Below are 12,886 nucleotides of genomic sequence, written 5' to 3' on the forward strand. Positions count from 1 at the left end.
TCCCCCGCCGCCCGCGGCCTCCTTCCTCGCCGTGCAATCGAGCCGTGAATCGATCGGGAGGCAAGATCATGGGCGACAAGGCGCACGCGCAGCACCCCGGAGCCGCCGGCAGAGCAGTAACGGCCGACCACCCCGCATCCGTACGGAATGTGGTGCTGGTCGGCCACAGCGGATCCGGCAAGACGACCCTGGCCGAGGCACTCGCACTGACCGCCGGTGCGGTCAACCGGGCAGGCCGGGTCGAGGACGGCGCGACGATCTCCGACTACGACGAGATCGAGCACCGTCAGCAACGTTCCGTACAGCTCTCGCTCGTCCCCCTCGAATGGGGCGGCTGCAAGATCAACCTGCTGGACACCCCCGGATACGCCGACTTCGTCGGCGAACTGCGGGCCGGCCTGCGCGCCGCGGACGCGGCCCTCTTCGTCGTCTCGGCCGCGCAGGAGGCGGACGCCGTCGACGGCGCGACCCGGATGGTCTGGGAGGAGTGCGCGGCTGTCGGCATGCCCCGCGCGATCGTGGTGACCCACCTGGAGACCGCGCGCACCGGCTTCGACGAGCTCACCGGAGTCTGCGCCCGCATCTTCGGCGGCGACGACCCCGACGCCGTACTGCCGCTGTACCTGCCGCAGTACGGGCCCCAGCAGGCCGACGGACACGCACCCGTCACAGGGCTCGTCGGCCTGCTCACCCAGAAGATCTTCGACTACTCCTCCGGGGAACGGAAGGAGACACCGCCGGACGACACCCAGACACCGATGCTCGAAGAGGCCCGCAGCCGCCTCATCGAAGGGATCATCGCGGAGAGCGAGGACGAGACCCTCATGGACCGCTACCTCGGCGGTGAGGAGATCGACCTCAAGACAGTGATCGACGACCTCGAGAAGGCGGTCGCCCGCGGCACCTTCCACCCCGTGCTCGCCGCCGCGCCGGCCACCAACGGCGCCAAGGCGGGCCTCGGCACCGTCGAACTCCTCGAGCTCATCACCGGCGGCTTCCCCACCCCCCTCGAAGGCGACCCACCCACCGTCACCACCCCCGACGGCCGGCCCGGCCCGCAGATCGGCTGCGATCCGGACGGCCCGCTCGTCGCTGAAGTCGTCAAGACGGCCTCCGACCCCTACGTCGGCCGGATCTCGCTCGTCCGCGTCTTCTCGGGGACCCTCCGGCCCGACGACACCGTCCACGTGTCCGGGCACGGGCTCGCCGACCGCGGACACGAGGACCACGACGTCGACGAACGCGTCGGCGCCCTGTCCGCACCCTTCGGCAAGCAGCAGCGCCCCCTTCCCCACGCCATCGCCGGCGACCTGGCCTGCGTTGCGAAACTCTCCCGCGCGGAGACCGGGGACACCCTCTCCGCCAAGGACGAACCGCTCCTCATGGAGCCCTGGGCCATGCCCGACCCGCTGCTGCCGCTCGCCATCCATGCCCACAGCAAGGCCGACGAGGACAAACTCTCCCAGGGCCTCGCCCGCCTCGTCGCCGAGGACCCGACCATGCGCCTCGAGCAGAACCAGGACACCCACCAGGTCGTGCTGTGGTGCCTGGGCGAGGCACACGCGGATGTCGCCCTCGAACGGCTCCGCAAGCGCTACGGCGTCCAGGTCGACGTCGTCCCGCACAAGGTGTCGCTCCGCGAGACGTTCGGCGGCAGCTCCGCCGGCCGCGGCCGCCACGTCAAACAGTCGGGGGGACACGGCCAGTACGCGATCTGCGAGATCGACGTCGATCCGCTGCCGCCCGGCTCCGGCATCGAGTTCGTCGACAAGGTCGTCGGCGGCGCGGTACCACGCCAGTTCATCCCGTCCGTGGAGAAGGGCGTACGCGCCCAGGCCGCCCGCGGCGTCGCCGCCGGCTACCCCCTCGTCGACGTACGCATCACACTCCGCGACGGCAAGGCCCACTCCGTGGACTCCTCCGACGCCGCCTTCCAGACGGCCGGCGCCCTCGCCCTGCGCGAAGCCGCCGCCGACACCCGCATCAACCTGCTCGAACCCGTCGCGGAAGTGCAGGTCCTCGTCTCCGACGAATACGTCGGCCCGGTGATGAGCGACCTGTCGGGACGCCGCGGCAGAGTCGTCGGCACCGAACAGACCGCCGGATCACGCACCCTGGTACGGGCCGAGGTGCCCGAACTGGAAATCGGCAGATACGCCGTGGACCTGCGCTCCATCTCCCACGGCACCGGCCGGTTCAGCCGCTCCTACGCACGCCACGAGGCGATGCCGCAGCAGGTCGCCGACAGAATGCGCGAACAGGGCGCCGACAACGCCTGACCGCCGACCCGCCCAGGCCGTCCGCCCACCGCCCGCCCGGCGCGGGCGTGGGCGGGCGGCCGACCTGAACGCCCCCTGACGCCACGGCCGCACCCTCGATAGGCTGGGAACACCGAATGGGCTGCCCAGCTCAGAAGGTGTGCGGGGCCCGGCAGTTGGGAACAGGCCGCAGTGCGGAAACACGCGGCGATGGGGGCGGCAGTGGCGAACGACGTATTCGATTTCACGCCCGGGGCACAGGTCCCACTCATGGGCGCGGCCGGCCAGACCGCGGCGACACACGCCCTCGCATCGGCCGCCTACCGGGACACCGAACTCAAGGAGATCCTCAAAGCCAACAGCGAGTGGCACAAGTCGGAGGTCAAGCCGGGAAAGATCTCCCTCTTCGAACCCAACCTCGGAGAGGCCTTCGCCCGGGCCGTACAGGTCCGCATGCTCGGCGGCGCCCGCGCACCACTCATCCAGTCCTTCGGCACCGAACCACAGTCCGTCGTCGAGCACTGCCTCGCCGCCACTCGCCTGCGCCGCGAACGCGACGGCAGGCTCACCGCCGTGATGGCCGTGTGCGGGCTGCTCTTCCTGCCCGGACTCCTCCTGTGGCTCGGTGTCTTCCAACTGCGCCGCACCCTCGCCGGCTCACAGAAGAAGAGCGCCGGAGCCCTCGGCGGCCTCCTGCTGGTGGCCATCGGCATTCTCGCCGTGATCTTCCTTGTCCGGCTCCCCTTCGGCGGCCTCTGGGCGTATTACATCCGCGCCATGCTCGTCGCCCCGGTCATCGGCTGGTTCCTCGCCAAACGCATCTGCGAATCCTCCGCCAAGGACATGCGCGCCCGCTGGGACGCACTGCTCTCCGGCGGCGGCCTCGGCGCGAAGGTGCCCGAAGCCGTACCGGGCAACCCGGGCGACGCCGCCCGCGAACAGCTCCGCCAAGGTCTTGAGAAACTCACCGCCGAACAGCAGTCCAACGTCGTCTTCTACGCCGGTCCCAAAGGCATACTCGGCATGGGAACCCGCTGGGGCAGCTGGCAGATGGCCGAAGAGCTCGTCTCCAAGGACGCCGGCAAGGAGATCAACCAGTTCCGCAGCTGGGACGTCATAAGGGCCGTCCACGACAAGCTCAAGCTCCTGGAGCGCGGCCCCCTCAACTCCGGCGGCTTCCCCGCCCCCTCGGTCAAGCACTGGATCGTGTCCCCCATCGGGGAGAACGCCGCTGCCGTCGCCCGGCCCGAAGGCCAGGAGGTCGACACCTTCCAGATCAAGGGCCACGAAATACAGCGCATCTGCAACCACCAGCAGTTCGGCAGCGGCAACCGCCACTACCTGGGCGTGCAGTTCACGCTCTGGGACGGCCAGTTGGTCATCACCATGATGATCACCGTCACCGTGCTCCACGAGACCCTGCGCGTCGAGGTCACCGGCCACGCCCTCGGCCCGGTCCACTCCCTGTTCACGACGAAGCCTGAGCCCAAGATCCAAACCGTCAGCAAGACGATCCGCTTCTGGGAAACCGTCGACCGGGTACTGCCGCTGGTCGACGCCAAGGAAGTGGTGCGCCTCGCCGTGCGGGCACCCTTCACCTGGCACCCGCCGCTGCTCGACTTCCTCGGCGGCAAACTGGTGCTCCCCGAGCCCTTCGGCCTCCGCCACGCCTGGGCGGAGAAGCCGTGGCGCCACCGGTTCATGGCCGACGACGCCATGCGCGCCGCCACACCCGTGCTGCGCGTGGCACACGCCGCCGCGCTCAAGGTCCTTCAGGACAACGGCGTCGACACCGAGCACTTCGGCAACCGCGCGTCGGTCGTCAGCGGCTTCGTCCAGGACCCGACGCCCGGCAAGGCGGACGTCTACGAGGCGTGAGCGTCAGCCCTTCGGCCAGTGCTCGGCGAGCATCCTGCGGGTGTCGCCGAGCAGCTGGGGCAGCACCTTGGTGTTGCCGATCACCGGCATGAAGTTGGTGTCGCCGCCCCACCGGGGCACTATGTGCTGATGCAGGTGGGCGGCGATGCCCGCGCCGGCGGCCGATCCCTGGTTCAGTCCGATGTTGAATCCGTGCGCACCCGATGCGCCGCGCAGCGCGGTCATGGCGCGCTTGGTGAAGTCGGCGAGCTCCACCGTCTCGGCGTCGGTGAGGTCCGTGTAATCGGCGACGTGCCGGAACGGGACGATCATGCAGTGCCCGCCGTTGTACGGGTAGAGGTTGAGGACCGCGTAGACGCGCTCGCCGCGGGCGATGATCAGACCGTCCTCGTCCGACTTGGCCGGGATCGAGCAGAACGGGCAGCCGTCCCCGGAGCCTGGACCGGTCGGCTTGTTCTCGCCCTGGATGTACGCCATCCGATGGGGCGTCCACAGGCGCTGGAACGCGTCAGGCGTCCCGACCCCGATCTGCTGCTCAGGCTCAGTCGTCATGCGAGCCAGCATATTCGCCGCTGGTCGCGGCATGCGGCGAGGGGCGGCCCTGGGAAGGGGCCGCCCCTCGTGGGCAGTCTCAGACCTGGACGCGGCGTTCCACGACGTCGGCGAGCTTCGCCAGCGCTTCCTCGCGCGGGATGCCGTTCTCCTGGGAGCCGTCGCGGTAGCGGAAGGAGACCGTGCCGGCGTTCATGTCCTCGTCGCCGACGATGATCATGAACGGCACCTTCAGCTTCTGGTGGTTGCGGATCTTCTTCTGCATCCGGTCCGAGGAGGCGTCCACCTCGACCCGCAGGCCCTTCTTCTTCGCGTCCGCCGCGAAGGCCTGCAGATATTCGACGTGCGCGTCACCGATCGGGATGCCGGCCGCCTGCACCGGCGCCAGCCACGGCGGCATCGCACCCGCGTAGTGCTCCAGCAGCACCGCGAAGAACCGCTCGATGCTGCCGAACAGCGCGCGGTGGATCATGACCGGTCGCTGCTTGGTGCCGTCGGGACCGGTGTACTCCAGGTCGAAGCGCTCGGGCAGGTTGAAGTCGAGCTGCACGGTCGACATCTGCCAGGTCCGGCCGATGGCGTCCTTCGCCTGCACGGAGATCTTCGGCCCGTAGAACGCGGCGCCGCCCGGGTCCGGGACCAGCGGGAGGCCCTGCTTCTCTGCCACCTGCCGCAGCGTCTCGGTGGCTTCCTCCCAGACCTCGTCCGAACCGACGAACTTCTCCGGGTCCTTGGTGGACAGCTCCAGGTAGAAGTCGGTCAGCCCGTAGTCACGCAGCAGGTTCAGCACGAAGGTCAGCGTCGAGTCGAGCTCGTCCGCCATCTGCTCCTTGGTGCAGTAGATGTGCGCGTCGTCCTGGGTGAAGCCGCGGGCACGGGTCAGGCCGTGCACGACGCCCGACTTCTCGTACCGGTACACGGTCCCGAACTCGAAAAGCCGCAGGGGCAGTTCACGGTAGGAACGCCCGCGCGCGTCGAAGATCAGGTTGTGCATCGGGCAGTTCATGGGCTTGAGGTAATAGTCCACGCCCTCGTCGAGTTGCATGGGCGGGTACATGCCCTCGGCGTACCAGTCCAGGTGACCCGAGACCTCGAACAGCTTGCCCTTGGTCGCATGGGGGCTGTAGACGAACTCGTAGCCCTCCTCCTCGTGCCGCTTGCGGCTGTAGTCCTCCATGACCCGGCGGATGATGCCGCCCTTGGGGTGGAAGACCGCGAGGCCGGAGCCGATCTGCTCCGGGATGGAGAACAGGTCGAGCTCGTTGCCCAGCTTGCGGTGGTCGCGCTTCTCGGCCTCCGCGAGGAAGTCGAGGTGGGCCTTCAGCTCCTCCTTCGAGGGCCAGGCGGTGCCGTAGATGCGCTGGAGCATCGGGTTCTTCTCGCTGCCACGCCAGTACGCGGCGGCGTTGCGCATCAGCTTGAACGCCGGGATGTTCCGGGTGGTCGGCAGGTGCGGACCGCGGCAGAGGTCCTTCCAGCACAGCTCGCCCGTCTTGGCGTCCAGGTTGTCGTAGATGGTCAGCTCGCCGGAGCCGACCTCCACGTCCGCCCCGTCCTCGGAGGACGCGGAGCCCTTGAGACCGATGAGCTCCAGCTTGTACGGCTCGTCGGCGAGCTCCTCACGCGCGGCCTCGTCGGTGACGACACGGCGTGAGAAGCGCTGGCCGCGCTTCTGGATCTCCTGCATCTTCTTCTCGATGGCCTTGAGGTCATCGGGGTGGAAGGGCTTCTCGACGTCGAAGTCGTAGTAGAAGCCGTCCTTGACCGGCGGGCCGATGCCGAGCTTGGCCTCGGGGAAGAGCTCCTGCACGGCCTGGGCCATGACGTGCGCGGTGGAGTGGCGCAGGATGTTGAGACCGTCCTCAGAGGAGATCTCGACGGGCTCGACCTCCTCGCCGTCCCCCAGCTCGTACGCGAGGTCCTTCAGCTCGCCGCCCACGCGGGCCGCGACGACGGTGCGCTCGGGGAAGAGGTCGGCGGCCGTAGTGCCCGTCGTCACCACGCGCTCTTCCCGCTCGGAATCGCGTTGGATGATCACACGGACGTCTGACACCGGTCTCTCCTGACTGAAGACGGATGCATACGCGATTCGTCATGCGTACGCACTCGGAATCGTACCGAGCCGGAGGGACCGCTCGCGAAACGGTCAACAGGGGTGCTGTTCGTCAGGCTCCTGCTCGCCCGCTTCCTCGAAGAAGTCCAGGTTCTCCTGGAGCGACTTCATCAGCCGGTCCCTTTCCGCCTCGTCCACCGGTACCGGTACGAGTCCGGAGGCGTCCGTGAGCCGGCGGAAGCCGCCCCTGCTCTCCAGCCGTCCCGCCACCCGGATCGGAAGTCCCACCAGGTGGGCGTGGCCGGCGGTGCGGTACGCGTGCTCGTCGAGCGCCACGCGTACATGGGGGACGTCGGCGCCTGCCAGGACCCGCAGCCGTACGGTGCCGGCGCCGCGCGGGCCGGAGCGCCGCATGCGCACGACGGTGCCCGTGATCCGTACGGGCACGGACGGCTCGTCCTGGAGGTAGCGGGCGCCCGCGGCCCGTAGCGCCGGAAGGTCGCCGGGTGAGAACTCGACCGGTTCCATGCGGGCGGCGCAGCCCTGCGGTACGTCGGCGGCCGGTGACCATTCGAGCGCGATGCGGGCTCCTTCCGAGCCACGTACGAGCGCGATGACGGCCTCGGTCAGTTCACGGCTGACGCCGGCCCGGACCGCCGCGTCGAAGGCTTCCGTGCCACCGGTCGCCCGCTGGTAGTCGATGGCCTCCCTGGTGGCCTGCAGGGCGTGACTCAGCCGTACCGCGAGCGCGCGGCCGGTCTCCACGGCCACGAACGCGGTGAGGGAGCGGCCGCCCGGCGCGGGTCCGACGAGGACGCCTTCGAGGAGGGCCTGTGCCGCTCTCCGGTGGCGCGCGCCGTAGTAGCCGGCGCGTTCGCGTGCGGCAAGCGCTCCGGCGAGCAGCATCTGGCGGGCGGCCGAGCGGAGCTGTTCCTGGACAGTCCAGGAGGCGGTGCCCGAGGGCCCGCCCAGGGGGATGTCGCGCCACCAGCGGATCTCGTCGCTGGGGACGGTGAGTCCGACGAGCACGTCCTTGGCGGAGGGCGCGGCGCTGCGGACGAGGGCGGTGATGGCCTCGCCGAGGAGGTCCTCGCAGTCGGGGAAGGCCCGGCTTTCCGGCACGAGCAGACTGGTGCCGCCGGTGGCGGGTCCGGGCGGGGTCCAGCGGGTGTAGCGGCCGGCGGCGCCACCGCGGCGGCGCCAGCCGTGCCGGTCGAGAAGTGCACCGAGGACGACGGGGTCGACGTCGGCGGGGTCCGGTTCGGTGGCGCCGAGCCAGGGGCCGGAGGGTCGGGAGGGTTCGGAGGCGCTCGGATGGGGGCGCACATGGTCGTCGAAGGGCCGGTGCATCAGGGTCTCCCTCCCGCCCCGACGCGCGTCATGATCTCGCAGAGTGCCCGGTCGTCGAAGATCCGCGAGGTCGGGATGCGCACGGTGGTCCTGCGCCTGCCGGTCACGCCTTGGCCGGCCAGGTTGGTCCAGTAGCAGCAGTGCCGCAGGTCGAGCCGGTCGTGGCCGGCCCGCAGCCATTCGTCCTGGGTCCTGGGGACGAGCATCACGACCAGGATCTTGTGCACGCAGACGGGGGTGCGGGCGAGCTTCACCAGGTGCTCGTTGTCGAGGATGAAGGAGAACCAGGGCCCCGGCGGGTGCGGTGGGATCTGGTACGTGCACTTGAGCTGCACCTTGATGGTCACTTCGTCGTCGACCGTGTGTCCGGCCGAGCTGTGGCTGACGTGCCAGTCGATGCCGTTGTCGGGGAACGGCTGGGAGAGCGAGCAGCCGGCGGCGGCGGCGACGGCATGCAGATAACCCACCTGCAGCGTCTCCATGCAGGCGGTGGTGGCGAGTGCTCCGCGCAGCGGGGGCGTCCGCTGGGGCAGCAGCCCTCCCTGCTCGGGCTGGGCAAGCGCCATGGCAATTCCCTTCCCCGTCACTTGTGTTGTCACCGGCCTGCGTACGGTGCAAACAGCCCGGGTATCACCGTTTCGGGCAGGGGATCACGCCATCTGCCGGTGACGTGCGAGGAGTTCGGGGATGACGGACTGGTTCGACGGCCCCCTGGCCGCATTTGACACAGAGACAACCGGAGTGGACGTCGAGGAGGACCGGATCGTATCGGCGGCCGTCGTGGTCCAGGACTCGCCCGGTGGGCGGCCGAGGATCAGGCGCTGGCTGGTGAATCCGGGGGTGCCGGTGCCGCCGGGCGCAGTCGAGGTGCACGGCCTGACGGAGGATCACCTCCAGCGCAACGGCCGTTGGCCGGCCCCGGTGATGGAGGAGATAGCGAGGGCGCTGGCGGAGCAGTGCGCGGCCGCCCGGCCGCTGGTGGTGATGAACGCGCCGTTCGATCTGACGCTGTTGGACCGTGAGCTCCGGCGCCATCGGGCGTCGTCGCTGAGCCGCTACCTGGACCGGTCGCCGCTGTGCGTGCTCGATCCGCGGGTGCTGGACAAGCATCTGGACCGCTATCGCAAGGGCCGGCGGACGCTGACGGATCTGTGCGCGCAGTACGAGGTGGTGCTGGACGGTGCCCATGACGCGGCGGCGGACGCGCTGGCGGCGCTGGAGGTCGTACGGGCGGTGGGGCGGCGTTTCAACGCCCGGCTGGAGCGGTTGTCGCCGGCGGAGCTGCACACGTTGCAGGCGGTGTGGCATGCGGCGCAGGCTCGGGGGTTGCAGGCGTGGTTCGCGCGCAGTGGTGCGCCGGAGGTGGTCGATCCTGCGTGGCCGCTGCGGCCAGAGCTGCCTGCCGCGGCCTGATCGGTGGGCGGCAATGAGCAAAGCCGGTCCGTCTTCGACGGACCGGCCTCTCCCGGTGGGCGATACTGGGTTCGAACCAGTGACCTCTTCGGTGTGAACGAAGCGCTCTCCCACTGAGCTAATCGCCCGGGAACGGACTGAACCATACAGGGCTACGCGGGCTTGGTTCAAACTCCTGCCAGGTACGTCTCCAGCCCTCGCCGACCGCCGCGCATCATCAACGCGTGGTTGGCGCGGAAGAGGGGACGGCAGGGGATCGCGAGTCGTCTCATCAGGGGGCTGCGCACCACGACCTCCTGTTCGTACAGCACCCGGGTGCCTCTGCCGCCGGGCCGAAGGGTCCATCGCGACCAGCCTTCGAGGTCCCCTGTCATCCGTATCTCCAGCACACCGTCCGCCGGGTCGCGGCGCTGTGCGCTGACGGTGACGCGCAGGTCGTACGGGAGGAGCGAACGGAAGCGGGCGGTGCCGGACGCGTCGTCGACGGATGTCACCTCGCGTACCTGCGGCCACCAGTGGGGGTAGTCCTCGGCCCGGGACAGCACGTCGTAGACCTTGTCCGGCACGGCGGGCAGGTCCCAGGTGCTGCGGAAGCGGTAGCGGCACCAGTCCATGCGCCCAGTCTGCCCTCTGCCGGACCGGTACTCAGCGGGAATTGAGTACCCGCACCCATGCCGGCGGCTGTGGCGGGGGCCACACTGCGGCCATGGGAAACGTGCCGTCACCGGCCGAGGAGCTGGCGATACTCGACCGTGAGCTGAGCCAACTGGACGCGCGACGCGCGCAGTTGCTGGTCCGTAGGACCTGGCTGCTCGCCGCGCTGCGGCCTGTCGCGCCGGGCGTGCCCGTCGCGCCGCCGGCCGGCCGGCCTTTCGCGGCGCCTGCCGCGGCCGAGGCTTCGCCGCCCGGTGTCCAGAATCTGTTGCTGACGCTGGGTGGCCTGCTGTTGGCGATCGCGGCGATCGCGTTCACGCTCGTCAGCTGGGGCGAGATGGGCATCGGCGGGCGCGCCGCGGTTCTGGGGGTGGTGACGGTCGCGGCTCTCGGCACGCCGGTCGTCCTGCTGCGCCGCGGTCTGCTCGCCACGGCGGAGTCCGTGGCCGTGCTGGGTCTGGTGCTGACGGTGCTCGACGCGTACGCCCTGCACCGGACGGTGCTGGCGGGCACGGACGGGCTCGGCTACTCGGCCTTCGCGTCGGCGGCGCTCGCGGCGCTGTGGTCGGCGTACGGCCACCTGCTGCCGCGGCTGCGTTCGCCGTTGCCGGTCGCCGTGGCGGCCGCGCAGCTTCCGCTGCCGCTGTGGGCGCTGACCGCCGGCGCCGCCGCGCCGCCGATGGAGTGGGCGCTGCTGCTGGCCGCTGCGCTGGATGTCGCCGTCGTGCTGTGGACGCGACCGGTGGGTGTTCGTGCGGTCGCCTGGACGGCGGCTGCGGCGACGGGTGGCGGGGCGCTGCTGATCGGGACGGTCCGGTCGCTGGCGGCGGACGGCGCGGCGGCGGCCGCCGGACCGGCGGCGCTGTTGGTGGCCGCGGCGGCCGTCTCGCTCTTCACCGCGTGGCGGGCCCCTGCGGCGGGCCGGGTATCGGCGGTGTCGGGCCTTGCGGTGGTGGCGGGCCTCGGCGGCGTGGTCCGCGCGGTGGTGCCGGACGCCTGGGCGGTTCCGGGTTATCTGCTGTGCGCGGTGGCCGTGCTGGGCGTCGCGCGTGCGGTGGTGCCGATGCGGCTGCTGCCGGGTCTGGCAGGGGCGGCCGGGGCGGTGCACGTGGCGGCGGTCGCAACGACGCTGCCGGTCACGGTGGCGGCTCTTACGGGCCCGGCGACGACGCTGACGGACATCTGGTCCGGCCCGTCCTCCCTGCCGGACGTGGACGCCACGACGACGGCCCTGCTCCCGACCCCCCTGGTACTCCTGATCACGGCGACGGTCCTGGCCTCGGCGGCCCGCCACCGAGCCACGGCTGCCACCCCTGCGTCAGCGCCGGGCACCCCGGTGTCTTCCCGGGCCCCGCACGCAGCCGGCGGGACAGATCCGGCCGCGGGCCGGGCTGCGGCGGGCAGCCAGGACGCGGCGACGACGCCGGCGGCGGACGCCGGCACGCCCCCGGGAGCCCCCGGCCCCGGCGCCGCGTCGAGCGGCGGTGTCGGGCCGGACGCGCGGGCGTGGACCTGGCCGCCCTCCGTGCCCGGGGTGCGGTCGTCCGGGACGCCCGGCGCACGGCAGAAGCGAGCGGCCGGGCTGCGGGACGCTGCCCGTTGCGGCGCGCTCGTGGCGGCGTGGGCGGCGCTCGTGGTCGTGCCGACCGTCTTCGGTTTCGCCCATTCCGCCGCCGTGGCGTGGCAGCTGGCGCTGACCGTGGCCGTGCTCGCCCTCGGGGTGCGCCGGTCCGGCGGCACGGCGACGACCGCGCTGGTCTGCGCTCTGGGCGGGTCGGTGAGCCTCTCGCTGCTGTCGCTCGCGACGCGGCCGGCGACCTTCACCGCCCTCGGCTCTCTGGTCGCGGCGCTCGCGCTCGCCGCCCTGCGGACCCGCGGCCCCGTGCAGGCGCTCATCGCCTGCACGGCGACGCTCTACGCGGCAGCCTTCACCGGAGCCACGGCCGCGGCCTGGGACCTCCCGCCCCACCGCGCCGCGTTGCTGCTTCTTGTCGTTCCGGCGACGACCGGGCTGCTCGGTGCCGTACTGCGGCGCCGTCCGGCCGCCCTGCCCATGGAGGTCACCGGTGCTGCCGCGGGCCTCGTCTCGGTGCCGCTCGCGGCGGGCCACGCGCCGACGTCGGCTCTGGTCCTCGCCCTCGGGGGCGTGATCGCCGCGGGCACGGCCGCCCGCCCGGAACGACGCCCTCTCGCCGGACATCTGGCGGCGGTCCTCTTCGTCGCGGCGACGTGGGTGCGGCTGGCGGCCTCGGACGTCGCGTCCCCCGAGGCGTACACACTGCCCGTCACCGCCGCCGCGCTGGCGGTCGGTGTGCTGCGGCGCCGTCGCGATCCGCAGGCCTCGTCGTGGACGGCGTACGGGCCGGGACTGGCCGCGACTCTCCTGCCGAGCCTTGTCACCGCCTGGGGCGACGAGCACTGGCTGCGGCCGCTGCTGCTGGGGCTCGCGGCGCTGGCGGTCACCCTCGCCGGTGCCCGGCTGCGGCTCCAGGCGCTGCTGGTGCTGGGCGGCGCGGTGCTGGCGCTGGACGCGCTGCACGAGCTGGCACCGTACGTGGTGCAGGTCGTCGGTGCGCTGCCCCGCTGGCTGCCGCCGGCGTTCGCCGGTCTGCTGCTGCTCGGCGTGGGGGCGACGTACGAGCAGCGTCTGCGGGACGCCCGCAGCCTGCGGGACCGCCTGAGCCGGATGCTGTGACGGGACGGAATGTCGAATGCCCCGGAGACTCGG

9 protein-coding genes and 1 tRNA gene are annotated in these 12,886 nt (G+C 71.3%); 4 read left to right on the plus strand and 6 right to left on the minus strand.

The annotated features are described in order from the left end of the window. Window positions 1–68 precede the first annotated feature (68 nt). Both IE198_RS09180 and IE198_RS09185 read left to right on the plus strand, forming a co-directional pair. Entirely contained in the window at window positions 69–2,279 is a 2,211-nt protein-coding gene (locus IE198_RS09180; protein ID WP_189885090.1) for an elongation factor G-like protein EF-G2, read from the plus strand. Between the two features lie 201 nt (window positions 2,280–2,480). Further along, window positions 2,481–4,136: an AbeC-like domain-containing protein gene (locus IE198_RS09185; RefSeq protein WP_189884622.1), complete on the plus strand. Its 1,656-nt coding sequence runs from the start codon at window positions 2,481–2,483 to the stop codon at window positions 4,134–4,136. A 3-nt stretch (window positions 4,137–4,139) separates the two neighbouring features. On the opposite strand, the gene IE198_RS09190 is transcribed toward IE198_RS09185, so the two are convergent. From IE198_RS09190 to IE198_RS09205, 4 genes are all read right to left on the minus strand, one after another. After that, window positions 4,140–4,700 carry an HIT family protein gene (locus tag IE198_RS09190; RefSeq protein ID WP_189884624.1) on the minus strand — a complete coding sequence of 187 codons (561 nt, stop codon included), beginning with the start codon at window positions 4,698–4,700 and terminating at the stop codon, window positions 4,140–4,142. Window positions 4,701–4,767: 67 nt separating this feature from the next. Further along, window positions 4,768–6,741, minus strand: a complete 1,974-nt coding sequence (thrS, locus tag IE198_RS09195) for a threonine--tRNA ligase (RefSeq protein ID WP_189884644.1) — start codon at window positions 6,739–6,741, stop codon at window positions 4,768–4,770. Window positions 6,742–6,834: 93 nt separating this feature from the next. After that, a complete protein-coding gene (locus IE198_RS09200; protein ID WP_189884646.1) occupies window positions 6,835–8,091 on the minus strand; it encodes a hypothetical protein in 1,257 nt (418 codons plus the stop codon). Then, complete coding sequence (locus tag IE198_RS09205; protein ID WP_189884648.1) at window positions 8,091–8,657, minus strand: DUF4365 domain-containing protein; 567 nt, start codon at window positions 8,655–8,657, stop codon at window positions 8,091–8,093. The genes IE198_RS09200 and IE198_RS09205 overlap by 1 nt, the downstream gene beginning before the upstream one ends. 121 nt (window positions 8,658–8,778) lie before the next feature. Between IE198_RS09205 and IE198_RS09210 the strand changes: the two genes are divergently transcribed. Beyond that, window positions 8,779–9,504: a 3'-5' exonuclease gene (locus IE198_RS09210; RefSeq protein ID WP_189884650.1), complete on the plus strand. Its 726-nt coding sequence runs from the start codon at window positions 8,779–8,781 to the stop codon at window positions 9,502–9,504. A 56-nt stretch (window positions 9,505–9,560) separates the two neighbouring features. On the opposite strand, the gene IE198_RS09215 is transcribed toward IE198_RS09210, so the two are convergent. Then, window positions 9,561–9,632 (minus strand) — tRNA-Val (locus IE198_RS09215). Window positions 9,633–9,671: 39 nt separating this feature from the next. Continuing rightward, on the minus strand, window positions 9,672–10,118 hold the full coding sequence (locus IE198_RS09220) for an SRPBCC family protein (RefSeq protein ID WP_189884652.1): 447 nt from the start codon (window positions 10,116–10,118) through the stop codon (window positions 9,672–9,674). Window positions 10,119–10,210: 92 nt separating this feature from the next. Between IE198_RS09220 and IE198_RS09225 the strand changes: the two genes are divergently transcribed. Continuing rightward, on the plus strand, window positions 10,211–12,853 hold the full coding sequence (locus IE198_RS09225; RefSeq protein ID WP_189884654.1) for an SCO7613 C-terminal domain-containing membrane protein: 2,643 nt from the start codon (window positions 10,211–10,213) through the stop codon (window positions 12,851–12,853). Window positions 12,854–12,886: the final 33 nt, after the last annotated feature.

Origin of the sequence: Streptomyces xantholiticus, assembly GCF_014651015.1 — a bacterium.
GTDB lineage: Bacteria > Actinomycetota > Actinomycetes > Streptomycetales > Streptomycetaceae > Streptomyces > Streptomyces xantholiticus.

Excerpts from the sequence above, each read along its gene's own strand:
- IE198_RS09180 (WP_189885090.1), top strand. The coding sequence starts at position 69 with ATGGGCGACAAGGCGCACGCGCAGCACCCCGGAGCCGCCGGCAGAGCA.
- IE198_RS09190 (WP_189884624.1), bottom strand. The coding sequence starts at position 4,700 with ATGCTGGCTCGCATGACGACTGAGCCTGAGCAGCAGATCGGGGTCGGG.
- IE198_RS09200 (WP_189884646.1), bottom strand. The coding sequence starts at position 8,091 with ATGCACCGGCCCTTCGACGACCATGTGCGCCCCCATCCGAGCGCCTCC.
- IE198_RS09205 (WP_189884648.1), bottom strand. The coding sequence starts at position 8,657 with ATGGCGCTTGCCCAGCCCGAGCAGGGAGGGCTGCTGCCCCAGCGGACG.
- IE198_RS09210 (WP_189884650.1), top strand. The coding sequence starts at position 8,779 with ATGACGGACTGGTTCGACGGCCCCCTGGCCGCATTTGACACAGAGACA.
- IE198_RS09220 (WP_189884652.1), bottom strand. The coding sequence starts at position 10,118 with ATGGACTGGTGCCGCTACCGCTTCCGCAGCACCTGGGACCTGCCCGCC.
- IE198_RS09225 (WP_189884654.1), top strand. The coding sequence starts at position 10,211 with ATGGGAAACGTGCCGTCACCGGCCGAGGAGCTGGCGATACTCGACCGT.